Below are 23,328 nucleotides of genomic sequence, written 5' to 3' on the forward strand. Positions count from 1 at the left end.
ATCGCACGGCGCCGGCCGCGCCCGGAGGCCGCCGGCGCCGGAACCGCCGCCGGCTCAACGGTCGCTGCGCAGGTATTGCAGGAAGGGATCGTTGCGTTCCAGCACGATCACCGCCTTGCCGTCCTTGAACGAAGCGCGGTAGGCATCCAGGCTGCGCTGGAAGGCGTAGAAGCCGGGATCCTTGTTGGCCGCCTGCGCGTACAGGCGGGCGGCTTCGGCGTCGCCCTCGCCTCTCAGCTTCTGGGCGTCGCGCTCGGCCTCGGACAGGATCACCGTCTGGTCGCGGTCGGCCCGGGCGCGGATCTCCCGGGCCTGCTCTTCGCCCTCGGCGCGCAACTTGCTGGCGACTTGCTGGCGCTGGGCGCGCATGCGGTTGTAGACATCGCCAATCACGTCGCTATCGGTCGGCAGCTCGATCTGCTTCAGGCGCAGGTCGATGATGCGCACGCCGATGTTCTTCGCGCCCTCGTTGATGGTGTCGAGCTGCTGCTTGACCACCTCGGCGCGATTGCCGGAGACCACCTGCTGCAAGGTGCGCGAGTTGATTTCGTTGCGCAGGGCATCCTTGATGATCGGCGCCAGACGCTGCGCGGCCACTGCCTCGTCGCCGCCATCGGTGGCGCGATAGAAGGCGCTGGCGTTCTCGATCATGCCGAGCGCGAAGAAATCGACGCTCAGGTCCTTGCGCTCGGAATCGAGATAACGCTCGGAATCGGCATCGAGCACCTGCAAGCGACGGTCGAAGATGCTCGCGGACTCGATCAGCGGCACCTTGAAGTGCAGCCCCGGCCCGATATCGGCGCGAACGACCCGGCCGAGGTTGAGCACGATGGCGGTCTGGCCCTCGCGCACGACGTAGAACGAGCCCATCGCCAACAGCAGGGCGACGACGACCAGCGGCAGGACACGAGAGACGAAAGTATTCATACCTGGGCCTCCTCAGTTGCCGCGCGGGGTGCGCTCGGGGCGCGGAGAATGGGCGGATGCGGCGGGCACGGCGGGTTCGGCCGGCACCACCACCGGCGCCGATGCCGGCGCGGCAGCGGCGCTGGCATCGCCCTGCCCGGGCATCGGCACGTAGATCAACTGGCGGCCGTCGCCGCCGACCACCTTGCGGTTCTCGGCCAGCACTTCCTGCACGGTTTCCAACCACAGACGCTTGCGGGTGACTTCCGGCGCCGATTTGTATTCGTTCACCAGCAGGCTGAAGCGGGCTGCGTCACCCGTGGCGCGGGCGACCTTCGCGGCTTTGTAGCCCTCGCCCGCGGTACGGATGCTGGCGGCCTGGCCGCGCGCTTCCGGCACCACCTGGGCGGCGTAGGAGCGCGCGATGCTAATCACGCGGTCCTTGTCCTGCTGGGCGCTGTTGACATCATCGAAAGCCGGCTTGACCTCGTCCGGCGGGCGGGCGTTCTGCAAGTTCAGCTCGGTGACGGTCAGCCCGGTGCGATAGGCGTTGAGCGACTTCTGCAACTGCTCCCGGGCCGCCACGCCAAGCGCGGCGCGCGCGCCCAGCACGGTGTCCAGCGGGGCGCGCCCGACCTGCTCGCGCACGGTGCTGAGCGCGGCCTGCTTCAGCACATCGTCGGCGTTGCGGGTGCCGAACAGGTACTGGCGCGGATCACCAACCCGGTATTGCACGTTGATCTGCACGTTGACGATGTTCTCGTCGCTGGTGAGCACCGGCACCGTGACGTCGAAAGTCTGGATCTTGGTGGCGTTGACCTTGGTGACTTGCTCGAACGGCCACGGCAGTTTGAAGTTGGGCCCCGGCTGCATGAGGCGGTTGAACTGGCCGAAACGCAGCACCACGCCGCGCTGCTGCTCGGCCACCAGCACGAAGCTGGAAAAGACCAGCCACAGCGCCAGCGCCACCAGCGCCCAACGCAGCGGATTGCCGCCATCGAACAGCCCGCGCAATTGCTGAAGCAGCCCATCGAGCGGATTGCGGCCACCGCCGCCGGACGAACGTGGTGGGGGGGTCGGGTTGTCGGAATTGCCGTTGCCGGGCTTGTTCCAGGCCATGCCTGCTCCATGGGTATCGCGTCGGGCGCGACGCGGGTGGATCGGGGATTCTAGCGGGCATCGCCCGGACGTGCCGGCATCGATGCGGCGCGCTTGGTCTAGGTGGGGTCGCTCTCGTCCGCAGGCAAGAGCGCGCGCAGGGGGGCGGCTTGCGGCTCGGCCAACAGACGCCGGGCATCGCTCTCCGGCAAGTCGATGTCGAGCGCCCAGCCAGCCTCGTCATGCGACTCGGCGCGGATCGCCCCCAGCGCGTGCAACTGCGACCGCAAGCGCGCGGCATCGCTGGGCAGATGCAGACGGGCGACGACCCGACGCATGCCGAACAATTGCGCCAAGCCTTCGCGCAGTTCGTCCAGCCCCGACGCGTCACGGGCGGACAACCAGGCGCGCGGGCGGGTGTCCTGCCCTCGCTCGAAACGCGGCGCCGCCCCTTCCAGGCGATCGATCTTGTTGTAGACCAGCACCTGCGGCAGATCGCCGGCGCCGATTTCCTCCAGCACCGTATCGACTTGTCGGATGCGCTCCTCTCGAAGCGGGTCGGCGGCATCGATCACGTGCAGCAGCAGATCGGCCTCGCGCGCCTCGGACAATGTGGAGCGGAAGGCCGCGACCAGTTCGTGCGGGAGATCGCGCACGAAGCCGACGGTATCGGCCAGGAGCGCGTGGCCGCCCGGCAGGTCGATCCGGCGCACGGTCGGGTCGAGGGTGGCGAACAACTGGTCGGCGGCATAGGCCCCGGCACCGGTCAGGGCATTGAACAAGGTGGACTTGCCGGCATTGGTGTAACCGACCAGGGCCACGCGCGGCAACGCGCTGCGCACCCGGGCGCGGCGCATCTGCCCGCGCTGCACCTCGACCTTCTCCAGCCGCTTCTGCAACTGCTCGACGCGCTTTTGCAGCAATCGGCGGTCCGTTTCCAACTGGGTCTCGCCGGGGCCGCGCAAGCCGATGGCGCCGCCGCGCTGGCGTTCGAGATGGGTCCAGCCACGCACCAGACGGGTGGCGAGGTGCTTGAGCTGCGCCAGTTCCACCTGCAATTTGCCGTCATGCGACTGCGCGCGCTGGGCGAAGATGTCGAGGATCAACCCCGTGCGATCCACCACCCGCCGCTCCAGCGCCTTTTCCAGATTGCGCTCCTGCCCCGGGCTCAACTGGTGATTGACCAGGATCAGATCGGCGCCCAGCGCATCGGCAAGCGCCTTCACTTCCTCCAGCTTGCCGCTGCCGATCAGGGTGGCGGGGTTCGGGCGATCGATGCGCGCTATCGCCACATGCAGCACGCGCGCGCCGGCCGAGCGCGCCAGTTCGGCAAACTCCTCCGTCACCTCGGCTTCCGGCGCGCTGCCTCGATGCGGCTGGATCAGCAACGCGTTTTCGCCCTTCTTCGAGCGGTCGAACAATTCCACCGCTCAGGCGCCCGCGCGAACGACAAGGCGTCGCGACATCAATCCTCGCCCGCGTGATCGTCGGCCAGCGCCGACTGTACGTGACCACCGCCCGGTCCCACCCGCACGTTACGCGCCGGCACCACGGTGGAAATAGCGTGCTTGTAGACCATCTGGCTCACGGTATTGCGCAGCAGCACCACGAACTGGTCGAAAGACTCGATGGTGCCCTGCAACTTGATGCCGTTGACCAGATAGACCGAGACCGGCACGCGCTCGCGGCGCAGAGCGTTGAGAAAGGGATCCTGCAAGGATTGGGCTTTGGACACTTCATTCCCCGTATTGCGTTTGTTTGTTGTTGTTCTGGTGATGCGGACTGCGCCAGCACCCCGATTGAACGCACGAGTTTAGCGTCATGACGCTGTTCCTGCTCGGCATCGGCGGGCGTGGAGGAAATTTTCAGACGAACCGCGCCACGGCCTCGCGCAGCCGTCGGGCATCGCGTTCCGGGTCGAACCAGCGCGCGTCGTGGCGGGCGCGCAGCCAGGTGAGCTGGCGCTTCGCCAGCTGACGGGTGGCGAAGATCGCGCGGTCGCGAAAATCTTTCACGTCGTAGCGACCATCGAGATGCTCCCAGGCTTGGCGATAACCGACCGCGCGGATCGCCGGCAGGTCGAGCGGCGACGGATGTCCCCCCAGCGCCGGCAAAGCGCGCAGGCTGCGCACTTCATCGAGGAAACCGGCTTCGAGCATGGTGTCGAAACGGTGTTCGATGCGCCGATGCAGCACCTCGCGCCCGGCCGGCGCGAGCGCCAGCTTCAACACTTTCACCGGCGGCCGAGCCGTATCGGCGCCTTCGCGTTGCCATTGCGAGATCGGCTTGCCGCTCAGGCGCCAGACTTCCAGCGCACGCTGGATGCGCTGCGGATCGGTGGGATGGATACGCGTGGCGGCCTCGGCATCCACCCGGGACAGTTCGGCGTGCAGCGCCGGCCACCCCTCGCGCCCGGCGCGCGCGGCCAGCTCGGCGCGGATGGCCGGATCGGCCTCCGGCATCGGCGCCAGTCCCTGCAACAGGGCGTGGAAATACAGGCCCGTGCCGCCAGCGAGGATCGGCAGTTTTCCGCGCGCGACGATGCCATCGAGCGCCAAACGGGCGTCGGCGGCGAATTCGGCGGCGGAATACGGTTGCCACGGCTCGCGCAGATCGATCAGATGATGTCGCGCGCGCGCTTGTTCGGCGGCGTTGGGCTTGGCCGCGCCAATGTCGAGACGGCGATAGACCAGCGCCGAATCGACGCTGACGATCTCGCCATCGAAGGCTTCCGCCAGCGCCAATGCGAACGCGGTCTTACCCGACGCCGTCGGCCCCATCACCGCGACCGCGGGCGGGCGGCGATCCGCCGGCATCAGTACCCCGTGCGCGCCAATTCGGCCCGCACTTCGTCGTGGGCGGCCTCCACCTCGCGCGACGGCGGCGGCGTCAGCAAGCTGACCACGATCACCGACAGCGCCCCGGCGGCGAAGCCCGGCAGTATTTCGTACAGCGCACTGCCGGCGTACTGTTTCCACAGGATCACCGTGGCCGCACCGGCCACGATTCCGGCCAGCGCCCCCCAGCCGTTCATCCGCCGCCAGAACAGCGACAACAGCACCACCGGCCCGAATGCCGCGCCGAATCCGGCCCAGGCGTAACTCACCAGCCCAAGCACACGGCTATCCGGGTCGCGGGCGATGAAGATGGCGATCAGCGCCACCAGCGCCACCATCGCGCGGCCGAACCAGACCAGCTCCCGTTGCCCCGCGCCGGGCCGCACGAAGCCATGATAGAAATCCTCGGTCAAGGCGCTGGCGCAGACCAGCAACTGCGCCGAAAGCGTGCTCATCACCGCCGCCAGGATCGCCGACAACAGCACGCCGGCGACCCATGGATTGAACAGCAATTCCGCCAATGCGATGAATACCCGCTCCGGGTTGGCGTTGACCCCCGCCGCGCGCTCCGGGTGCGCCTCGAACCAACTGATGCCGAAAAACCCCACCAGAACCGCTCCGGCCAGACACAGAACCATCCAGGTCATGCCGATGCGGCGCGCCTGGGGAATGGTCTTCAGGCTCTCCGCCGCCATGAAGCGGGCCAGGATGTGCGGTTGACCGAAATATCCCAGCCCCCAGGCCAGCGCCGAGACCACCGCGACCAGCCCGCCCGCCCCCATCCACGACAGCTTGCGCGGATCGTTTTGCCCGACCAGGGCGATGCTGGCCTCCGGCCCGCCGACGGCGACCATCACGATCACCGGCGTCAGGATCAGGGCGAAAATCATCAAGGTCGCCTGCACGGTGTCAGTCCAACTCACCGCCAGAAAACCGCCGACCAGCGTATAGGCAATGGTGGCCGCAGCCCCCAGCCACAACGCCTGCGCATAGGGAATGCCGAACACGCTTTCGAACAACCGCGCGCCCGCCACGATGCCACTGGCGGCGTATAGCGCGAAGAACACCAGGATCACCAGCGCCGAGACCACCCGCAGCAACTTCCCGCCCCCATCGAAGCGGGTGGTGAAGTAATCGGGCAAGGTCAGCGCGTCATTGCTCTTTTCGGTATAGACCCGCAACGGGCCCGCGACGAAGCGCCAGTTGAGCCACGCGCCGATCACCAGCCCGACCGCGATCCATGCCTCCGACAGGCCGGTGAGGAAGATCGCGCCGGGCAGGCCCATCAGCAACCAGCCGCTCATGTCGGAAGCGCCCGCCGCCATCGCCGTGACATAGCCGCCGAGCGAACGACCGCCAAGAATGTAGTCGTCGAAATTGCGCGTGCGCCACCAGGCGATGAAGCCGATGACGACCATCGCCACGAGATAAAGACCGAAGGTGATGAGCAATTGCGGGCTGGCGGTCATGCGGCGTTCCCTGTGTGAATCGACGGAGTGTAACGACCCTCGGGCCGGGCGCGATATCCCCCCTCCCGGCCGGCAACACGAAGTCCCGGCGATGGCTGACGGAAACGGGCGCTACGGATCATCCGGCCATGCGATGGCCGGCGATGGTTTCTCCACGCGCGGCAGCGGCACCGCGGCAACGGCATCCCACACTTTCAACGCATCGACGGTGGCGGCAACATCGTGGACGCGCACGATGTTCGCCCCGCGCTGGACGGCGACGAGATGCGCCGCCACCGAACCGTGCAGGCGCTCGGCCGGGACATCGCGGCCGGTCAGCTCGCCAATGGTCCGCTTGCGCGAAAGACCGGCCAACAACGGCACGCCCAACTCGGCGAAGCGGTCGAGCCGCGCGAGCAACTGCAAGTTGTGCGCCGAGGTCTTGCCGAAGCCGAAGCCGGGATCGACAACCACCCGCCCCCGATCGATGCCGGCCATCTCGCAGGCGAAAACGCGTTCGGCGAGGAAACGGTGCACCTCGGCCACCACATCGTCGTAATGCGGATCGACCTGCATGCCGCGCGGCTCGCCCGACATGTGCATCAACACCACCGGCACGCCGAGTTCGGCCACCGCCGCCAACGCGCCCTCGCGACGCAGGGCGTACACGTCGTTGATCATGCCCGCGCCCGCCAGCACCGCCGCCCTCATCACTTCCGGCTTGGAAGTATCGATGCTGATTGGCACGTCCGTCCGCCCCGCCAGCGTCTCGATTACCGGAATCACCCGACGCAACTCCACTTCGACGCCGACCTCTTCCGCACCGGGCCGGGTCGATTCGCCACCGATATCGAGAACGTCCGCGCCCGCCTCCACCAGCTCCAGCGCATGGGCGATGGCGGCATCGGTGGAATCGTACGCGCCGCCATCGGAAAACGAATCCGGCGTGACGTTGACGATGCCCATGACGCGCGGGCGATCGAACTTGAGGGCGCGGCCGGCGCAATCGAGCTGCGGCGTAATGTCGAACATGGCGATCCAGTGCTTCGGCGTGAACGCAATGTAACCGATATGACCAATGGCGGAATCAGCGAAATACCCACGCCGAAAGCGGACGCATCGGCAATTCCGTCTCCACCGCACGGAGCCACACACAAGAAAAGAGCCGGGCATGCCCGGCTCTGTCGTTTCAGGTGCTGGGCGCTTCCACGCCCCCCAGGTTGATCGTCTTGGGTTCCTCGGTGGCCGGGCCACCCGGCGACCAGCCGGCCGGCGGTGGCGGCTCGCGCCCATCCATGATGGCGTCGATCTGCGGGCTGTCGATGGTCTCGTACTTCAGCAGCAACTGGGCCATCGCGTGCAGCTTGTCGATGTGATCGGTGAGTATCTGCGTGCTGCGCGTATAGGCGCGATCAAGGATGCCACGCACCACCACGTCGATCTTGCGCGCCGTCTCGTCCGAGACATGCTTGGCCTGCGTGACCGAGCGGCCAAGGAACACTTCCTCCTCGTCCTCGTGATAAGCCACCGGGCCGAGTTCGTCGGAAAGCCCCCACTTCGTCACCATGTTGCGCGCCATCTTGGTCGCCCGCTCGATGTCGTTGGAGGCGCCGGTCGTGACCTTCTCGGCACCGAAGATCAGTTCCTCGGCCACGCGGCCACCGTACAACGAGCACAACTGCGACTCGATCGCCACCTTGTTGAGCGAATACTTGTCGCCCTCCGGCAGATACATGGTGACGCCCAGCGCGCGACCACGCGGGATGATCGTCACTTTGTAGACCGGGTCGTGCTCGGGCACCATCCGGCCGACGATGGCATGCCCGGCCTCGTGATAGGCGGTGAGTGTCTTTTCTTCCTCGCTCATCGCCATCGAACGGCGCTCGGCGCCCATCAGAATCTTATCGCGGGCGCGGTCGAAGTGATCCATCCGCACCGCCTTGGCGTTCTCGCGGGCGGCGAACAGCGCGGCCTCGTTGACCAGATTCGCCAGATCGGCGCCGGAGAAGCCCGGCGTGCCGCGCGCCACGATCATCGGCTCCACGTCGTCGGCCAGCGGCACCTTGCGCATGTGTACCTTCAGTATCTGCGCGCGGCCCTTCACGTCGGGCAGGCCGACCACCACCTGGCGGTCGAAGCGGCCGGGACGCAGCAACGCCGGATCGAGCACGTCCGGGCGGTTGGTCGCGGCGATCACGATCACGCCCTCACCGCCCTCGAAGCCATCCATCTCGACCAGCAGTTGGTTGAGGGTCTGCTCGCGCTCGTCGTGCCCACCGCCGAGGCCCGCGCCACGGTGGCGGCCGACCGCGTCGATCTCGTCGATGAAGATGATGCACGGCGCCTGCTTCTTGGCCTGCTCGAACATGTCCCGCACGCGGCTGGCGCCGACGCCGACGAACATCTCGACGAAATCCGAGCCGGAAATCGAGAAGAACGGCACCTTGGCCTCGCCGGCGATCGCCTTGGCGAGCAGCGTCTTGCCGGTGCCGGGCGGGCCGACCATCAGCACGCCGCGCGGGATCTTGCCACCCAGCTTCTGGAACTTGGACGGATCGCGCAGGAACTCGACCAGCTCGGAGACTTCCTCCTTGGCCTCGTCGCAGCCGGCGACGTCGGCGAAAGTCACCTTGGTCTGATCCTCGGTCAGCAGCTTGGCGCGCGACTTGCCGAACGACATCGCCCCCTTGCCGCCGCCCTGCTGCATCTGCCGCATCATGAAGAACCAGAAGCCGATGATCAGCGCGATCGGCAACAGGTTGAGCAGCAGGGTGAGCAGAATGCCGCGGCCGGAAGACGGCGCTTCCTGACGGATCTCGACCTTGTGGTTGATCAGGTCGTCCATCATCTTGTCGTCGCGCGGCGCGACGGTGGTCCCGGTACTGTTGTTCTTGCGCTCGAAAGTGATGCTGCGGCCATCGTCGGCGATATCGACCTTGCGCACCTGGTCGTCGCGCACCGCCTGGATGAATTCCGAATAAGCCACGTTGCCGCCGGCGCCGGCGACGCCCGTGCGCGGACTGAAGCTCTGGAACACCATCATCAGCACGATGGCAACCACGACCCAGAGCAGCATGTTCTTCATCAAGTCTTTCATGGAATCTCCGGGCGTCTATTTCATCTCGGCCAGCTTGCCCTGGGCCAGCGCGTAAACCTCGTTGGAACGGCGGCGCGAAGCCGCGGGCTTGCGGATCGCCACTTTGGCATAACGGCGGCGCAAGTCGCGTACGTAATCGTCGAAACCCACACCCTGGAACAATTTGATGAGGAAGGTGCCGCCGGTACGCAAATGGCCGTCGGCAAAGGCCATCGCCAATTCCGACAGGTGCATCGCGCGCGCCTGGTCGACCGCATCCACCCCAGTCATATTGGGGGCCATGTCCGACAACACAAGATCGACTTCATCTCCACCCAGCATGGCCTGCAACCGGGATAAGACCGTATCCTCCCTGAAATCGCCATGAAGGAACTCGACGCCCGCCAGCGAAGGCATGTCGAGAATGTCCGATGCGATGACCCGTCCACCGCCGCCCAACTGCTGCCGCACCCATTGCGACCAGCCGCCCGGCGCGGCGCCGAGATCGACCACCACCATGCCGGGCTTGAGCAGGCGGTCGCGCTCGACCAGTTCCTCCAGCTTGAACGCCGCCCGCGAACGCAACCCGGCCGCCTGCGCCTTCTTGACGTAGGGGTCGGAGAAATGCTCCTTGAGCCAGCGCTGGCTGGATTTGCTGCGTGCCATGGAACGAGCCGGTATGAATGGCCCGCATGATACCCTGCCTCTCCGCATCACCCATCCGCCCGCGTATCACATGAGCATCGAACTCACCCCATCCCAGACCCGTTATCTGCGCGGCGAAGCGCACGGCCTCAAGCCGCTGTTGCAAGTGGGCGGCAAGGGGCTCGGCGAAGGGCTGGTGGCCGAATTGGCGCAACTGCTGGAAGACCACGAGCTGGTCAAGGTGAAGGTCGGCGCGGAAGACCGCGAGGCGCGCGACGGCATGATCGCCAAACTGGCGAGCAAGGTCGGGGCGGCCCTGGTACAGCGGATCGGCCATACGGCGGTGCTGTACCGCCCTTCGAAGGACAAACGCCGGATCGTGCTGCCGCGCGCCTGAGCGAACCGAACCGGGTATCGCCGTGCATCTGGTCGAGGAAAAACCGGATTTCGAATATTTCCTGCGCGGCGCCGATGGCCGTTCGGCGCTGGTGAACGAGCGCCGGCTGGAAGCCAGCTTCATCGTTGCGCCCAACCACTTGGTCGAAAACTGGCCGCCGCGCCGGCTGGCCGATCTCGATGCCGCGGCGATCAACGACCTGCTCGCACTGGCCCCGGAAGTGGTGATCCTCGGCACCGGCGAGCGTCAGGACTTCCCGCCGGCGGAGGTGATGGCCGCCTGCCTGCAACGGGGCGTCGGCATCGAATCCATGTCGAATGCCGCCGCCGCGCGCACCTTCAACGTGCTGGCCGGCGAAGGGCGGCGGGTCGTGGCGGGTTTCCTGCTCGCGCCCTGAAGCACGTCACACCGGACACTCCGCCCAGGCATCAGCGCTTCGGCAGGTACGCCTGCGGGTCCACCGGCTTGCCGTTCAGGCGGATCTCGAAATGCAGCATGTTGCGCGGCGCGCCGGTACCGCCGAGTTCGCCGATCTGCTGGCCGGCCTTGACCACCGCCCCTTCGCTGACCAGACGCTTACGGTTATGGCCGTAGGCCGAAAGCCACTGGTCGTTGTGCTTGACGATGATGAGTTCGCCATAGCCCACCAGACCAGAGCCGGAATACACCACCACGCCGGCATTGGCCGCGCGCACCGCTTCGCCGCCATTGCCGGCGATGTCGATGCCCTGGCGAGTCGGATCGTTGGCCAGATAAGTGGAAACGATCTGCCCCCCCGACACCGGCCATTGCCAGCTCAACTGGCTGGCGGGCGGCACTGGCGTCACCGGGCGCGGCGGCGGCGTGCCCGGCCGGGCCGCCACCGGGGACCGGGAGCCGGCGGCCGGGGCCAGGCCACCGGGATACAGGCGCAGGCGCTGACCGGGATAAATGGTGTACGGCGGCGGAATGTTGTTCCACAGCGCCAGATCCAGCGGCGTGATGCCATTGCCGGTGGCGATGCGATAAACGGTATCGCCGCGCTGCACCACGTAGCTCGCCCCGTATTTCGGCTGCGATATCCGTGGTTGCGGCTTGACGGCCGGGCGCGACGCGGCCCCCTCGGTGCGCACCACGGAACTGCTGCAAGCCGACAGGCCCAGCAAGACCACCGACAACCCGAACACCTCCAGACGAGGAGCGGAAACAAGGGACGGGAAAAGCTTCATGGGCAATTCGTGCTCCTTTTCATATTGCTCGAACGGTAGTGCCTCATCCGGCAAGGTGCTGCCAGAGTTGGTGGAGCGCGGCGGTGCCGCCGCCGATCAGGATAGCGAAGTAGATCACCGTGCCAAGGTTGGCCAGGTGCCCAAGCAGTACGGAACCGCCATCGCGCTGGATGAAGCCCACCGCGAGCAGCAGCAACGCCACGGCCGGCAGCGTGTTGCTGAAAGGAACGAACCCGAATGGCGCCATCAACAGCAAGGCGCCCAGGATAAAAGCGAGATTGTTGATGAACGCCATGCCGCGGCCATTGACCAAGCGGGGGAGACGATGCGGCTTGCTGATGCGCTCCATGCGCTGCACCCAGCGCAAGCCGGCGCGCAACCCGGGGCGGAGTTTCTCCGCGGGCAGCGCCCGCGTCTTGAGCGAAGCGGGCAACCAGAGCGGCCTGCCAATCAACCGGCTCACGCCGATCATCAGTATCCCCGCGCCGAATACCGTGCTCACGCCGGGAATCGATACCGGAATCAGGAATACCAACGTCAGCAGGATCGTCAGGATCAGCAGACCTTCGTCCCCGAATATCTCAAGCAGCTTGCCCAGGCTGAGATGGTCTTCGGGCAACTGCTCGATCACCCGCTCGATCTGTTCGCCGAGCGAGGCCGATTGGCAATCGGTCGCGGACAGGGAAATATCGTCTTCGTTCATGTTCATTCGATGATGCCCGCGAGCAACGGCACGAAACTCACCGGCGCCAGGTTCAGTTGCTCGATTTCGCCCGCCGCCGACTTGCGCAGGCGCAGCAGTTGACCGTTGACCGGCGCCACCAGAGTGCCGCCCGGCGCGAGTTGTTCGAGCAGCGCGGGTTCCAGCGCCGCCGCGCCGGCGGTGACTACGATGGCGTCGAAGGGCGCATGCTCGGCCCAGCCGATGCGGCCATCGTCGTGACGGCTGCGCACCTCGATGCCTAGCTTGCGAAACCGCTTGCGCGCGGTGCGCAGCAGGTCGCCGATACGCTCCACGGTGAATACCTGGAGCCCGAGCACGGCCAGCATCGCCGCTTGATAACCGGAGCCGGTGCCGATTTCCAGCACGGTCTTCGGTTGCGTTTCCAGCACCGCCTCGGTCATCTTCGCCACCACCCACGGCTGCGAGATGGTCTGGCCGTGGCCGATCGGCAAGGCCGTATCCTCGTAGGCGCGGGCGGCCAAGGCTTCATCGACGAACAGATGGCGCGGCAGTGTGCGCACCGCCGCCAGCACCCGCTCGTTGGCCACGCCCTGCTCGCGCAGGCGCTCGATCAGCCGGTCGCGCACGCGCTGGCCGGTCATGCCGACGCCCAGCGCATCCCCATGCAGGCGCATCCGCGAAATCATGTCAGGCCGAAACCCTGCACCCAGCTGGCCACTTGCTCCAGCGCCTGGTAACGGGTGAGATCGACCTTGATCGGCGTGACCGAGATCGCGCCACGACGGATGGCGTCGAAATCGGTGCCGGGGCCGGCGTCCTGCTCGGGACCGGCCGGGCCGATCCAGTAGAACGAGCGCCCACGCGGGTCCGGCGCGACGATGCAGCTTTCGGCACGGTGGCGGTTTCCCAACCGCGTCGCCTCGAAGCCGCTGACCGCTTCCCATGCGATATCCGGCACATTGACGTTGAGAATGGTGTCCGCCGGCAGCGGATCGCTGGCAAGACGGCCGACGATCCGCACCGCCGCGCAGGCGGCGGTCTCGAAATGCTTCGGGTCGTGATCGCGGCTGACCAGGGAGACCGCCACCGCCGGCAGGCCGAGGAAGCGCCCTTCCATCGCCGCCGAAACGGTACCGGAATAGATCACGTCATCACCCAGATTGGCCGCATTGTTGATGCCGGAAACCACCATGTCCGGCTCGGCGCGGCCACTGAAGATGCCGGTCAAGGCCAAATGCACGCAATCGGTGGGCGTGCCGTGCACGCGCCAGGTGTCTTCGTCCAGCCGCACGACGCGGATCGGTAGGTCGAGCGTGAGCGAATTGCTGGCGCCGCTGCGGTCGCGGTCGGGGGCGACCACCGTGACCTCGTGCCCGGCCGCGCGCAGTTCTGCGGCCAGAATGCGGATGCCCGGCGCATCCACGCCGTCGTCGTTGCTCACCAGAATGCGCATGCGGTTCCTCGTTGCGGAGCGGTCATGATACCGGAGCCATCCTGCGGCTAAAGTGTCACGATGCGCCGCATGCCGGAAAATCCCCCGCCCGAAGACGAAGACGACGCCGCGCTGTTCCGCGCCGCCATCGGCCCGGTGCGCGAATTGGGAGGCCATCACGCCCCGCCACCGAGACCGCGCCCGACGCCGCGCGCGGCGATGGCCGAGCGTGACGAGCGCGAAGCCCGCAGCGAATTCCGCCTCGCACTCGACGAGCAATTGCTGGGCGCCGGCGACAGCCTGTCCTATCGCCGCGACGAAGTGCCGTCACGTACGTTGAAGCGGCTGGCGCGCGGCGAATTCTCGGCCGGCGACGAACTCGACCTGCACGGCCTCGACGCCAGGACCGCGGAAAACTGGCTGCGCGAATTCCTGCGCCACGCCCGGGTGGAACGTATCGGCTGCGTGCGGATCATCCACGGCAAGGGCCGCTACTCCGCCGAAGGCATACCTGTGCTGAAGAATCTGGTCGACCGCCTGTTGCGCCAACGCGCCGACGTGCTCGCCTTTCATTCCGCCCCACTCGCGCAGGGCGGTACGGGGGCGGTGGTGGTATTGCTGAAACACAAGCCTTGAGCCAGGGGACAGCCGGCAACGGCCACGCCGATCATCCGCCGCCGATTTCGCCCAGCTCGCGCAGCACCACCGTGGCATACGCGCCCGGCGGCAAGGTGAAGGAAAGCTCCAGCGTATCCCCCGCCCGCCAGCGCCAACTCAACCCTCGCACCGGCAGGCGCAGGCTGCGGCGTTCCTGTTTCAACCCAGCGGCCTCCAACCCTTCGCAGAGCTCGCGCAGGGACTCGGCGATGTTCGATTCGAGCGCCGCCGCCGCGCCTGTCACGCGCGTCGCGCCACGGCCCCACATCGCACCGGTGGGATGGATGTCGAAACGGGCCAGCCGCGATTCGATCTCTTCATCGAGCGGCAATGGGCCAAACACGCTATGGCTGCCATCGAGCATGAACACGTCACCGTCGATGCCACGATCCCAATCGCCGCGCCCGACCCGCTCGGCCAGCACGGCATTGAAGATTTCCGAACGCGCCGCCGAAAGCAGGATCGAACGCTGCTCACGCTTCATCCGGCGTCCGGCGAACATCGCCCGCGCCTGGGCGATGTTGCCGCCATCGCGGCCAAAACGCTGTTCGCCGAAATAGTTGGGCACGCCGCGTTGGCCGATGACGCCGAGCCGCGCCTCGATCGCCGCGTGCTCGCCCCGGACATCGCGCAGCGTCAGCACGAACCGGTTGCCGGCCAACGCACCGCGCGGCAGTTTGCGGGCATGCCAATGGGCGGACAACATCTTGAAGTCGTCGCCATCGAGCGCGGCGGTGTCGGGCGCGACCTTCTTCGGCAGCCAGACCGAGAAGCGCTGCCGCGTCACGGCATGGCGGTCCTTCAAGCCGGCATATCCGATGGCGGAATCGGCCACGCCGGCCCAGCGCGCGATGCGCTGCGCGGCGAACGCGGTGTTCATCCCGCGCTTCTCGACCGTCAGCAGCAAGTGCTCGCCGCTACCGCTGGGCTCGAAGGCATCGAGTTCCTCGACGAAGAAATCCTCCGGCGCGGCGCGCATCCGTGCCCGTAACGATGGCTCGCCATGGGCGCGCGCGAGGCCGGACGCCGCGTCGCTCATGCCCTCACCAGCAGGCAGACCGCCTGCGCGGCGATACCCTCGCCACGGCCGGTGAAGCCGAGCTTTTCGCTGGTGGTGGCCTTGACGCTGACCGCCTCCACGCCGATGCCGAGTCCGGCGGCCAGGCATTCGCGCATCGCCCCGGCATGCGGGCCGACCTTGGGCCGCTCGCAGATCACGGTGAGATCGCAGTTGCCGACGCGCCAGCCGCGCTCGCGCAGCAGCGTAGCGCAATGACGCAGAAAATCGAGGCTGGCCGCCCCCTTCCAGCGCATGTCGGTGGGCGGGAAGTGCTGCCCGATGTCGCCCAGCGCCAATGCGCCGAGCATGGCGTCGCAGAGGGCGTGGATGACCACATCGCCATCGCTGTGGGCCTCGACCCCCTGGCTGTGCGGTACACGGACGCCCCCCAGCATGACGTGGTCGCCGGGGCCGAAGGCATGGACATCGAAGCCCTGGCCGATGCGGAAGGGCACGGGTGCGGCGGAATCTGTCATCGCTGCGATACCAGGTAGGCGAAGTGCGCCAGATCGGCGGGGGTGGTGATCTTGAAGTTGTCCTCGCGGCCTTCCACCAAGCGCACGCGGACGCCGGCCCGGGTCATCGCCATCGACTCGTCGGTGGCCTCGATGCCCGCGGCGGCGGCGGCGGCCAACGCTCGCGAAAGTTCCGCACGCGGGAACGCCTGGGGCGTGAAGGCGCGCCACAGCGATTCGCGCGGCTCGGTCGAGAGGATGTCGCCAGCGGCATCGGCACGCTTCAGGGTATCGCGCACCGGCGCGGCGAGGATGGCGCCGGCCGGGTGCGCATCGAGCGCGGCGAACAGCGCATCGAGATCGCTGAAGGCCAGATTCGGCCGGGCGGCGTCGTGCACCAGCACGGGGGCGTCGGCTACCACCTCGGCGGGCAGCGCCGCCAACGCATTGGCCACCGAAGCCGCGCGACTGACGCCTCCGGCGCAGACCCGCACCGGCTTACCGTGCATGGAATCGAAACCGGGCGGCCAACGGGTATCGCCCGGCGCCAGCGCGATCATCGCGCCGGTGATGCGCGGGTGCGAAAGCAGCGCATCCAGCGTGTGCGCCAGCACCGATTTGCCGGCCACTTCCAGATGCTGCTTCGGCAGTTCGCCGCCAAAGCGCAGGCCACGCCCGGCGGCGGGAATCACGCACCAGGCGGCACTCATTCTCCCTCTGGCTCCGGCAGCGGCCGTGGGACCGGGAGCGGCGCGTCATCGACCACCCGGTAGAAGGTCTCGCCGGGCTTGATCAGGCCGAATTCGTCGCGCGCGCGCTCCTCGGTGGCGGCGCCGCCCGAAGATGGATCCTTGAGATCCCGCACCTCGGCGGCCAGGGCGTCGTTGCGCTGTTTCAGCTCGATGTTTCTGGCTTTCTGCGCCGCCACCTGGGCAGCCAAGGCATCGACCTGGCCCTCGCCACCGGCGCCGAACCACAGGCGGTACTGCAACCAGGCCAGCAGGCCCAGCAGCAGCACGACCGCCAATGCGTACCAACGCCGTGACATGGGCGCGGCTCAGCGCCCGATCGAAACGAAAGCGTCGCGCCCGGCGTACTTCGCCGCCGCGCCGAGCCGTTCCTCAATCCGCAGCAACTGGTTGTACTTGGCCACGCGGTCGCTGCGGCAAAGCGAGCCGGTCTTGATCTGGGTCGCGGTGGTGGCGACGGCGATGTCGGCGATGGTGGTGTCCTCGGTTTCGCCCGAGCGGTGCGAGACGATCGCCGCGTACTTCGCCGCGTCGGCCATGGCGATGGCTTCCAGCGTTTCGGTCAGGGTGCCGATCTGGTTGACCTTGATCAGAATGGCATTGGCGACTTGCGCGTCGATGCCCTGCCGGAAGATGCGCGGGTTGGTGACGAAGAGATCGTCGCCGACCAGTTGCACGCGCTGGCCGATCTTCGAGGTCAGCAGCTTCCAGCCCTCCCAATCGTGTTCGCCCATGCCGTCCTCGATGGTGACGATGGGGTACTGGTCGCACCAGCCGGCGAGGAAATCGGCGAACTGCTCGGAGCTCAGGCGCTTGCCCTCGCCGGTCAGGTTGTACTTGCCGTTGTCGTGAAATTCGCTGGAGGCGACGTCGAGACCGAGCAGGACGTCGTCGCCGGCCTTGTAGCCGGCCTTGCCGATGGCTTCCATGATGGTGTCGAGCGCCTCGGCGTTACTGCGCAGGTCGGGGGCGAAACCGCCTTCGTCACCCACCGAGGTGGACAGACCGCGCGCCTTCAGCACCGCCTTCAGCGCATGGAAGATTTCCGTGCCGGCGCGCAGCGCCTCGGAAAACCTGTCGAAACCGACCGGCAGGATCATGAACTCCTGCAAGTCGACGTTGTTGTCCGCGTGCGCGCCGCCATTGATGATGTTCATCATGGGAACGGGCAGTACCGGCGCGCGGCCATGGGCGAGGTATCGCCACAGCGGTTCCTTGCGCGAAGCGGCCTCGGCATGCGCCACCGCCATCGAGACGCCGAGCAGCGCGTTGGCGCCGAGGCGGCCCTTGTTCTCGGTGCCGTCGAGATCGATCAGCCGCGCATCGATGCCCGGCTGGTCGGCCGCGTCCATGCCCGCCAGGGCTTCGGCGATGGTGCCGTTGACGTTTTCGACGGCCTTGCGCACACCCTTGCCGAGATAGCGCGTCTTGTCGCCATCGCGCAGTTCCACCGCTTCCTTGGTGCCGGTCGAAGCGCCCGAGGGCACCGCCGCACGGCCAAAGCCGCCATCGGCGAGCGTGACCTCGGCTTCCAGGGTGGGATTGCCGCGGCTATCGAGAATTTCGCGGGCGTGGATTCGGCTGATCGTGGTCATGTCGTTTCGGGAGGTTTCCGTCAGTCAGGGTTGGGATTCCAGGAAGCCGTTGCGCTTGGTGATCGCATCCAGCTCCTTCAGGGTTTCAAGCAATGCCCGCATCTTGCCGAGCGGCCAGGCATTCGGGCCATCCGACAGCGCCTTTGCCGGGTCGGGATGGGTTTCCATGAAGACGCCGCTGACGCCCACCGCCATCGCCGCGCGCGCCAGCACCGGCACGAACTCGCGCTGCCCACCGCTGGCGCTGCCCTGCCCGCCGGGCAACTGCACCGAGTGGGTGGCGTCGAACACCACCGGGCAGCCGGTCTCGCGCATCACCGCCAGCGAACGCATGTCGGAGACCAGATTGTTGTAGCCGAAGCTGGCGCCGCGCTCGCAGACCATGAGCGCGCTGTTGCCGGTCGATCTGGCCTTCTCCACCACCGGTTTCATGTCCCACGGCGAGAGGAACTGGCCCTTCTTGATGTTGACCGGCCTGCAGGCGTTGCACACACGGGTGATGAAATCGGTCTGACGCACGAGGAAGGCCGGGGTCTGCAACACGTCCACCACCGCGGCCACTTCGTCCATCGGCGTGTATTCGTGGACATCGGTCAGCACCGGCACGCCGAGCTGGCGCTTCACCTCGGACAGCACCTTCAGCCCTTCTTCCATGCCGGGGCCGCGAAAACTCGAAATCGAGGTGCGATTGGCCTTGTCGAAGCTGGACTTGAAGATGAAGGGGATGCCGAGCGCGTCGGTGATTTCCTTCAATTCGCCGGCGGTGTCGAGCTGCAACTGCATCGATTCGATCACGCAGGGACCCGCGATCAGGAAGAACGGCCGGTCGAGACCGACGTCGAAACCGCAGAGTTTCATGCCGCCGCCTCCACCTGGTCATGCGCGATGCCGCCGTGCCTGTGCTCGCGCGCGGCGCGGATGAATCCGACGAACAACGGATGGCCACCGCGCGGCGTCGACAGGAATTCGGGGTGGGCCTGGCAGGCCAGGAACCACGGATGATCCGGCCACTCGATCATCTCGACCAGGGTGTCGTCCATCGATTTGGCCGAGAACACCAGACCAATCTCCTCCAGCCGGGCGCGGTAATGGTTGTTGAATTCGTAACGGTGGCGATGGCGCTCGCCCACCACGTCCGTCCCGTACATCCGGTGCGCCAGCGTGCCGGCCTTCAACCGCTGCTCTTGCAGGCCAAGACGCATGGTGCCCCCGAGATCGCTGGCCTCGCTACGGCGCTCGACGTCGCCCGTAGAGGTGCGCCACTCGGTGATCAAACCGATCACCGGATGCGGCGATGCCTTGTCGTTCTCCGTGCTGTTGGCGCCCGCCAGTCCCGCCTTGTGGCGCGCGGCATCGACGATCGCCGCCTGCATGCCGTAGCAGATGCCGAAATATGGAATGCCCTGTTCGCGGGCGTAGCGCGCGGTCTGCACCTTGCCCTCGAAACCGCGGTCGCCGAAGCCGCCGGGAACAAGAATGCCATCGACCTCGGCCAGCGCGTTCGCCGCGCCTTCGCGCTCCACGTCCTGCGATTCCAGCCACTTCAGCTTGACCTTCGTGCGCTGGCGGATGCCACCGTGCCGGAGCGCCTCGGCCACCGATTTGTACGCATCCTGATGGTCGATGTACTTGCCGACCACGGCGATGGTGACTTCATCCAGCGGATGGTCGGTGGCATCGACCACCGCCTGCCATTCGGACAGGTCGGCCCGTTTCGACGCCTTGCTCTCCAGGCGGAGCTGGTCGATCACGATCTGGTCGAGCTGCTGTTCGTGCAGCCAGAACGGAATCTTGTAGATGTTGTCGAGATCGACGGCGGTGATCACCGCGCGCTCGGGCACGTTGGTGAACAACGCGATCTTGCGCCGCTCGCCTTCCGGCAGCGGCTGCTCGCTGCGGCAGATCAAGACGTCCGGCTGGATGCCGATCGAGCGCAGCTCCTTGACCGAATGCTGGGTCGGCTTGGTCTTCAGCTCGCCGGCCGCGGCGATGTAGGGCACCAGCGTCAGGTGCATGAACATCGCGGCGCACGGCCCGCGCTCGGTGCGTATCTGGCGGATCGCCTCCAGAAAGGGCAGCGATTCGATGTCGCCGACGGTACCGCCGATTTCCACCAGCGCCACGTCGAAACCGGCGGTGGCATCGTCGATGCGGGCCTTGATCTCGTCGGTGATATGCGGAATCACCTGCACCGTGCCGCCGAGGTAATCGCCACGGCGCTCCTTGCGGATCACCGCATCGTAGATTTTGCCGGTGGTGATCGAATTCCTGCCCGACAGGCGGGTGTTGACGAAGCGCTCGTAATGGCCGAGATCGAGATCGGTCTCGGCGCCATCATCGGTCACGTAGACCTCGCCGTGCTGGAACGGCGACATGGTGCCGGGATCGACATTGATGTAGGGGTCGAGCTTCATCATCGTCACCTTCAGCCCGCGCGCCTCGAGAATGGCGGCGAGCGAGGCGGCGGTGATGCCCTTGCCGAGCGAGGACACGACGCCCCCGGTGACGAAGATCAGGGGCGTGGCGGCGGAGGAGATCATGGCGTTCGCGTCGCGCTGGAAATCGGCATTCTACCGGATACGGAACCGCCGACGGAACGCCGCGCGAGAGCGGACAGCCGCTCCGGGCAGCTCAAAGCCGTGCGAATCGCCCTGGGAAACCAGGCGGCGTTCGAGGCAACCCGCCCCGCCAGGGCCAGCTCCGGCATCGCGCCGGACGCGGCCTTTTCAACTCGAGCACGATGCGTTCGTGGCCGTAACTCAGCGAGTGTAGTGAGTGCGGCGGCGAGGCGCTCAGTTGAGCGGCTCGTCCTCTTCCTTCTCGCGTTCGTCACCGGTGCGGGCGGCACGCCGCTCGGCGCGGCGCTGCTTGGCCGCCTCGGCCTCGGCGCGTTTCTTTTCCTCCGCCTTCTGGTCAGCCGGGGGCTGCTCGCTGCCCTGCTTCGGCTCGTCGCCCTGCTTCTGCTGCGCCAAGGCATTGCCCGCGAACAGGGCGAATGCGCCAGCGGCGGCCAGCCACAACACGGTATTGCGAATCCTCATCACACAATCTCCTCGCGGATCAACGCGCGGAGCCTAACGCGCGCCGGCTGAATCCGCCACGAAGCGCGCAACCGGACTGTCCGCCCGCCCCTCGCATCGCCTATCCTTGCCGCCTTCACGCGCCGCCCGGTCACGAATGAACACCCGCTACAACGCCGCCGACATCGAAGTCCTTTCCGGCCTGGACCCGGTCAAACGCCGCCCGGGCATGTACACCGACACCAGCCGCCCGAACCACCTGGCGCAGGAAGTCGTCGACAACGCGGTGGACGAAGCGCTGGCCGGCCACGCCCGGCGCATCGAAGTCACCCTGCGCGCCGACGGCGGTTGCGAGGTCTCCGACGACGGGCGCGGCATGCCAGTGGACATCCACCCCGAGGAAGGCATCCCAGGCGTCGAGCTGATCCTCACCCGGCTGCATGCCGGCGGCAAATTCAGCAATCGCAACTACACCTTTTCCGGCGGCCTGCACGGCGTGGGCGTTAGCGTGGTCAACGCGCTGTCGCAGCGGGTCGATGTGTGGATCAAGCGCGAGGGCAGCGAGTACCACATGGCGTTCGCCGACGGCGAGCGCGCCTCGGCACTGGAGATCGTCGGCGCGGTCGGCAAAAAGAACACCGGCACGCGCGTGCGCTTCCTGCCCGACGCCAAATACTTCGACACGCCGAAATTCAACCTGCGCGCCCTGAAACACCTGCTGCGCGCCAAGGCCGTGCTCTGTCCCGGCCTGGCCGTAAACCTGTTCGACGAGGCCAGCGGCGAGCGCTGCGAGTGGCTGTACGAGGACGGCCTGCGCGATTACCTGAAGGGCGAACTGGCCCAGACCGAGGCGCTGCCGCCGGAGCTGTTCGTCGGCCAGATGAAGAAGGACACCGAGATGGTGGACTGGGCGGCCGCCTGGATCGCCGAGGGCGAGCTGGTGCAGGAAAGCTACGTCAACCTGATCCCGACCGCGCAGCACGGCACCCATGTCAACGGCCTGCGCTCCGGCCTGACCGCGGCGCTGCGCGAGTTCTGCGAGTTCCGCAACCTGCTGCCGCGAGGCGTCAAGCTGGCGCCGGAGGATGTCTGGGACCGGGTCGCCTTCGTCCTCAGCCTGAAGATGCAGGAGCCGCAGTTCTCAGGCCAGACCAAGGAGCGGCTGTCCTCTCGGCAGGCGGCGGGCTTCATCGAGAACGCCTCGCACGATGCTTTCTCGCTATGGCTCAACACCCATACCGAACTGGGCGAGAAAATCGCCGCACTCGCCATCGAGCGTGCCTCGGCCCGGCTCAAGACCGAAAAACAGGTGGTGCGGAAGAAGGTCACGCAAGGCCCCGCCCTGCCCGGCAAGCTGGCCGACTGCATCAGCCAGGACCTCTCACGCACCGAGTTGTTCCTGGTCGAGGGCGATTCCGCCGGCGGCAGCGCCAAGCAGGCGCGCGACAAGGATTTCCAGGCGATCCTGCCGCTGCGCGGCAAGATTCTCAACACCTGGGAGGTCGGTAGCGGCCAGGTACTGGCCTCCAACGAAGTGCACGATCTCGCCGTCGCCATCGGCTGCGATCCCGGCAAGGAGGACATCGGCGGCCTACGCTACGGCAAGATCGTGGTCCTGGCCGATGCCGATTCCGACGGCCTGCACATCGCCACCCTGCTCTCGGCGCTGTTCCTGCGCCACTTCCCGGCACTGGTCGAGGCCGGTCATGTGTTCGTGGCGATGCCGCCCTTGTTCCGCGTGGACGTGGGCAAGCAGGTGTTCTACGCGCTGGACGAGGAAGAAAAGCGCCTGCTGCTGGAGCGCATCGAACGCGAGAAGATGAAGGGCGCGGTTTCGATCACCCGCTTCAAGGGCCTGGGCGAGATGAACCCGCAGCAGTTGCGCGAATCCACCATCCATCCCGATACCCGTCGTCTGGTGCAACTGACCAACGACGACGAGGCGCTCACCCGCGGCCTGATGGACATGCTGCTGGCGAAGAAACGCGCCAGCGACCGCAAGAACTGGCTGGAGCAAAAGGGCGACCTGGCGACGCTGGAAGTCTGAGCGCCCGCCGCCG

24 protein-coding genes and 1 pseudogene are annotated in these 23,328 nt (G+C 66.9%); 4 read left to right on the forward strand and 21 right to left on the reverse strand.

The window, feature by feature from the left end; translation table 11 throughout:
- Positions 1 to 54: 54 nt before the first annotated feature.
- The 9 genes and pseudogenes from hflC to rlmE form a co-directional block, all read right to left on the reverse strand.
- The gene (hflC, locus tag EBB59_RS11805; protein WP_122102353.1) at positions 55 to 927 is read right to left on the reverse strand and encodes a protease modulator HflC; all 873 of its coding nucleotides are present in this window, start codon (positions 925 to 927) and stop codon (positions 55 to 57) included.
- 12 nt (positions 928 to 939) lie between these two features.
- Positions 940 to 2,025, reverse strand: a complete 1,086-nt coding sequence (gene hflK, locus EBB59_RS11810; protein ID WP_122102354.1) for an FtsH protease activity modulator HflK — start codon at positions 2,023 to 2,025, stop codon at positions 940 to 942.
- A 98-nt stretch (positions 2,026 to 2,123) separates the two neighbouring features.
- Positions 2,124 to 3,425, reverse strand: coding sequence for a ribosome rescue GTPase HflX (hflX, locus tag EBB59_RS11815; RefSeq protein ID WP_122102391.1), 1,302 nt, complete (start codon positions 3,423 to 3,425; stop codon positions 2,124 to 2,126).
- Positions 3,426 to 3,469: 44 nt separating this feature from the next.
- Positions 3,470 to 3,739 carry an RNA chaperone Hfq gene (gene hfq, locus EBB59_RS11820; protein WP_122102355.1) on the reverse strand — a complete coding sequence of 90 codons (270 nt, stop codon included), beginning with the start codon at positions 3,737 to 3,739 and terminating at the stop codon, positions 3,470 to 3,472.
- 130 nt (positions 3,740 to 3,869) lie between these two features.
- The gene (gene miaA, locus EBB59_RS11825; RefSeq protein ID WP_122102356.1) at positions 3,870 to 4,820 is read right to left on the reverse strand and encodes a tRNA (adenosine(37)-N6)-dimethylallyltransferase MiaA; all 951 of its coding nucleotides are present in this window, start codon (positions 4,818 to 4,820) and stop codon (positions 3,870 to 3,872) included.
- Positions 4,820 to 6,310 (reverse strand): sodium/proline symporter PutP, encoded by a 1,491-nt coding sequence (putP, locus tag EBB59_RS11830; RefSeq protein ID WP_122102357.1) that lies wholly within the window; start codon positions 6,308 to 6,310, stop codon positions 4,820 to 4,822. Before putP ends, miaA begins: the two co-directional genes overlap by 1 nt.
- Before the next feature lie 111 nt (positions 6,311 to 6,421).
- Positions 6,422 to 7,321: a dihydropteroate synthase gene (folP, locus tag EBB59_RS11835; RefSeq protein WP_122102358.1), complete on the reverse strand. Its 900-nt coding sequence runs from the start codon at positions 7,319 to 7,321 to the stop codon at positions 6,422 to 6,424.
- A 229-nt stretch (positions 7,322 to 7,550) separates the two neighbouring features.
- Positions 7,551 to 9,386: pseudogene (ftsH, locus tag EBB59_RS11840) on the reverse strand (ATP-dependent zinc metalloprotease FtsH); the annotation flags it as partial.
- 15 nt (positions 9,387 to 9,401) lie between these two features.
- Positions 9,402 to 10,031, reverse strand: coding sequence for a 23S rRNA (uridine(2552)-2'-O)-methyltransferase RlmE (rlmE, locus tag EBB59_RS11845; protein ID WP_122102360.1), 630 nt, complete (start codon positions 10,029 to 10,031; stop codon positions 9,402 to 9,404).
- A 70-nt stretch (positions 10,032 to 10,101) separates the two neighbouring features.
- Between rlmE and yhbY the strand changes: the two genes are divergently transcribed.
- Complete coding sequence (yhbY, locus tag EBB59_RS11850) at positions 10,102 to 10,407, forward strand: ribosome assembly RNA-binding protein YhbY (protein WP_122102392.1); 306 nt, start codon at positions 10,102 to 10,104, stop codon at positions 10,405 to 10,407.
- A 22-nt stretch (positions 10,408 to 10,429) separates the two neighbouring features.
- Positions 10,430 to 10,804: an Mth938-like domain-containing protein gene (locus EBB59_RS11855; protein ID WP_122102361.1), complete on the forward strand. Its 375-nt coding sequence runs from the start codon at positions 10,430 to 10,432 to the stop codon at positions 10,802 to 10,804.
- Between the two features lie 31 nt (positions 10,805 to 10,835).
- Here EBB59_RS11855 and EBB59_RS11860 read toward each other — a convergent pair whose 3' ends face one another.
- From EBB59_RS11860 to surE, 4 genes are read right to left on the reverse strand one after another with little or no spacing between them, the layout of a single operon-like run.
- Positions 10,836 to 11,615 carry a peptidoglycan DD-metalloendopeptidase family protein gene (locus EBB59_RS11860; RefSeq protein WP_122102362.1) on the reverse strand — a complete coding sequence of 260 codons (780 nt, stop codon included), beginning with the start codon at positions 11,613 to 11,615 and terminating at the stop codon, positions 10,836 to 10,838.
- Positions 11,616 to 11,658: 43 nt separating this feature from the next.
- Positions 11,659 to 12,318, reverse strand: coding sequence for an exopolysaccharide biosynthesis protein (locus EBB59_RS11865; protein WP_122102393.1), 660 nt, complete (start codon positions 12,316 to 12,318; stop codon positions 11,659 to 11,661).
- A gap of 2 nt (positions 12,319 to 12,320) precedes the next feature.
- Positions 12,321 to 12,986, reverse strand: coding sequence for a protein-L-isoaspartate(D-aspartate) O-methyltransferase (locus EBB59_RS11870; protein ID WP_170156559.1), 666 nt, complete (start codon positions 12,984 to 12,986; stop codon positions 12,321 to 12,323).
- Complete coding sequence (gene surE, locus EBB59_RS11875) at positions 12,983 to 13,753, reverse strand: 5'/3'-nucleotidase SurE (RefSeq protein WP_122102363.1); 771 nt, start codon at positions 13,751 to 13,753, stop codon at positions 12,983 to 12,985. Before surE ends, EBB59_RS11870 begins: the two co-directional genes overlap by 4 nt.
- Positions 13,754 to 13,822: 69 nt before the next feature.
- Here surE and EBB59_RS11880 point away from each other — a divergent pair, with 69 nt between their 5' ends.
- A complete protein-coding gene (locus EBB59_RS11880) occupies positions 13,823 to 14,368 on the forward strand; it encodes a Smr/MutS family protein (protein WP_170156560.1) in 546 nt (181 codons plus the stop codon).
- A gap of 31 nt (positions 14,369 to 14,399) precedes the next feature.
- Here EBB59_RS11880 and truD read toward each other — a convergent pair whose 3' ends face one another.
- The 8 genes from truD to EBB59_RS11920 all read right to left on the reverse strand — a co-directional run bounded on the left by truD (position 14,400) and on the right by EBB59_RS11920 (position 21,289).
- A complete protein-coding gene (truD, locus tag EBB59_RS11885; protein WP_122102365.1) occupies positions 14,400 to 15,428 on the reverse strand; it encodes a tRNA pseudouridine(13) synthase TruD in 1,029 nt (342 codons plus the stop codon).
- Entirely contained in the window at positions 15,425 to 15,925 is a 501-nt protein-coding gene (ispF, locus tag EBB59_RS11890) for a 2-C-methyl-D-erythritol 2,4-cyclodiphosphate synthase (protein ID WP_122102366.1), read from the reverse strand. The genes truD and ispF overlap by 4 nt, the downstream gene beginning before the upstream one ends.
- Entirely contained in the window at positions 15,922 to 16,614 is a 693-nt protein-coding gene (gene ispD, locus EBB59_RS11895) for a 2-C-methyl-D-erythritol 4-phosphate cytidylyltransferase (protein WP_122102367.1), read from the reverse strand. Before ispD ends, ispF begins: the two co-directional genes overlap by 4 nt.
- Complete coding sequence (gene ftsB, locus EBB59_RS11900; protein ID WP_122102368.1) at positions 16,611 to 16,952, reverse strand: cell division protein FtsB; 342 nt, start codon at positions 16,950 to 16,952, stop codon at positions 16,611 to 16,613. Before ftsB ends, ispD begins: the two co-directional genes overlap by 4 nt.
- Before the next feature lie 9 nt (positions 16,953 to 16,961).
- Positions 16,962 to 18,248, reverse strand: coding sequence for a phosphopyruvate hydratase (gene eno / locus EBB59_RS11905; RefSeq protein WP_122102369.1), 1,287 nt, complete (start codon positions 18,246 to 18,248; stop codon positions 16,962 to 16,964).
- Positions 18,249 to 18,272: 24 nt separating this feature from the next.
- Positions 18,273 to 19,106 (reverse strand): 3-deoxy-8-phosphooctulonate synthase, encoded by an 834-nt coding sequence (gene kdsA / locus EBB59_RS11910; RefSeq protein ID WP_122102370.1) that lies wholly within the window; start codon positions 19,104 to 19,106, stop codon positions 18,273 to 18,275.
- Complete coding sequence (locus EBB59_RS11915) at positions 19,103 to 20,788, reverse strand: CTP synthase (protein WP_122102371.1); 1,686 nt, start codon at positions 20,786 to 20,788, stop codon at positions 19,103 to 19,105. The genes kdsA and EBB59_RS11915 overlap by 4 nt, the downstream gene beginning before the upstream one ends.
- Positions 20,789 to 21,040: 252 nt before the next feature.
- Positions 21,041 to 21,289 carry a hypothetical protein gene (locus tag EBB59_RS11920; protein WP_122102372.1) on the reverse strand — a complete coding sequence of 83 codons (249 nt, stop codon included), beginning with the start codon at positions 21,287 to 21,289 and terminating at the stop codon, positions 21,041 to 21,043.
- A gap of 136 nt (positions 21,290 to 21,425) precedes the next feature.
- Between EBB59_RS11920 and parE the strand changes: the two genes are divergently transcribed.
- A complete protein-coding gene (gene parE / locus EBB59_RS11925; protein ID WP_122102373.1) occupies positions 21,426 to 23,315 on the forward strand; it encodes a DNA topoisomerase IV subunit B in 1,890 nt (629 codons plus the stop codon).
- The last annotated feature ends 13 nt before the right edge of the window (positions 23,316 to 23,328 follow it).

Origin of the sequence: Solilutibacter pythonis (assembly GCF_003697345.1) — a bacterium.
Taxonomy (GTDB): domain Bacteria; phylum Pseudomonadota; class Gammaproteobacteria; order Xanthomonadales; family Xanthomonadaceae; genus Solilutibacter; species Solilutibacter pythonis.

Bases quoted from the DNA above. Each gene is read 5' to 3' on its own strand.
- truD (WP_122102365.1), bottom strand. From the start codon at position 15,428: ATGAGCGACGCGGCGTCCGGCCTCGCGCGCGCCCATGGCGAGCCATCG.
- parE (WP_122102373.1), top strand. From the start codon at position 21,426: ATGAACACCCGCTACAACGCCGCCGACATCGAAGTCCTTTCCGGCCTG.
- EBB59_RS11920 (WP_122102372.1), bottom strand. From the start codon at position 21,289: ATGAGGATTCGCAATACCGTGTTGTGGCTGGCCGCCGCTGGCGCATTC.
- yhbY (WP_122102392.1), top strand. From the start codon at position 10,102: ATGAGCATCGAACTCACCCCATCCCAGACCCGTTATCTGCGCGGCGAA.
- hflK (WP_122102354.1), bottom strand. From the start codon at position 2,025: ATGGCCTGGAACAAGCCCGGCAACGGCAATTCCGACAACCCGACCCCC.
- folP (WP_122102358.1), bottom strand. From the start codon at position 7,321: ATGTTCGACATTACGCCGCAGCTCGATTGCGCCGGCCGCGCCCTCAAG.
- ftsB (WP_122102368.1), bottom strand. From the start codon at position 16,952: ATGTCACGGCGTTGGTACGCATTGGCGGTCGTGCTGCTGCTGGGCCTG.
- hflC (WP_122102353.1), bottom strand. From the start codon at position 927: ATGAATACTTTCGTCTCTCGTGTCCTGCCGCTGGTCGTCGTCGCCCTG.
- EBB59_RS11865 (WP_122102393.1), bottom strand. From the start codon at position 12,318: ATGAACGAAGACGATATTTCCCTGTCCGCGACCGATTGCCAATCGGCC.
- rlmE (WP_122102360.1), bottom strand. From the start codon at position 10,031: ATGGCACGCAGCAAATCCAGCCAGCGCTGGCTCAAGGAGCATTTCTCC.
- ispF (WP_122102366.1), bottom strand. From the start codon at position 15,925: ATGACAGATTCCGCCGCACCCGTGCCCTTCCGCATCGGCCAGGGCTTC.
- EBB59_RS11870 (WP_170156559.1), bottom strand. From the start codon at position 12,986: ATGATTTCGCGGATGCGCCTGCATGGGGATGCGCTGGGCGTCGGCATG.
- EBB59_RS11880 (WP_170156560.1), top strand. From the start codon at position 13,823: ATGCCGGAAAATCCCCCGCCCGAAGACGAAGACGACGCCGCGCTGTTC.
- putP (WP_122102357.1), bottom strand. From the start codon at position 6,310: ATGACCGCCAGCCCGCAATTGCTCATCACCTTCGGTCTTTATCTCGTG.
- kdsA (WP_122102370.1), bottom strand. From the start codon at position 19,106: ATGAAACTCTGCGGTTTCGACGTCGGTCTCGACCGGCCGTTCTTCCTG.
- ispD (WP_122102367.1), bottom strand. From the start codon at position 16,614: ATGAGTGCCGCCTGGTGCGTGATTCCCGCCGCCGGGCGTGGCCTGCGC.
- EBB59_RS11860 (WP_122102362.1), bottom strand. From the start codon at position 11,615: ATGAAGCTTTTCCCGTCCCTTGTTTCCGCTCCTCGTCTGGAGGTGTTC.
- eno (WP_122102369.1), bottom strand. From the start codon at position 18,248: ATGACCACGATCAGCCGAATCCACGCCCGCGAAATTCTCGATAGCCGC.
- surE (WP_122102363.1), bottom strand. From the start codon at position 13,753: ATGCGCATTCTGGTGAGCAACGACGACGGCGTGGATGCGCCGGGCATC.
- miaA (WP_122102356.1), bottom strand. From the start codon at position 4,820: ATGCCGGCGGATCGCCGCCCGCCCGCGGTCGCGGTGATGGGGCCGACG.
- EBB59_RS11915 (WP_122102371.1), bottom strand. From the start codon at position 20,788: ATGATCTCCTCCGCCGCCACGCCCCTGATCTTCGTCACCGGGGGCGTC.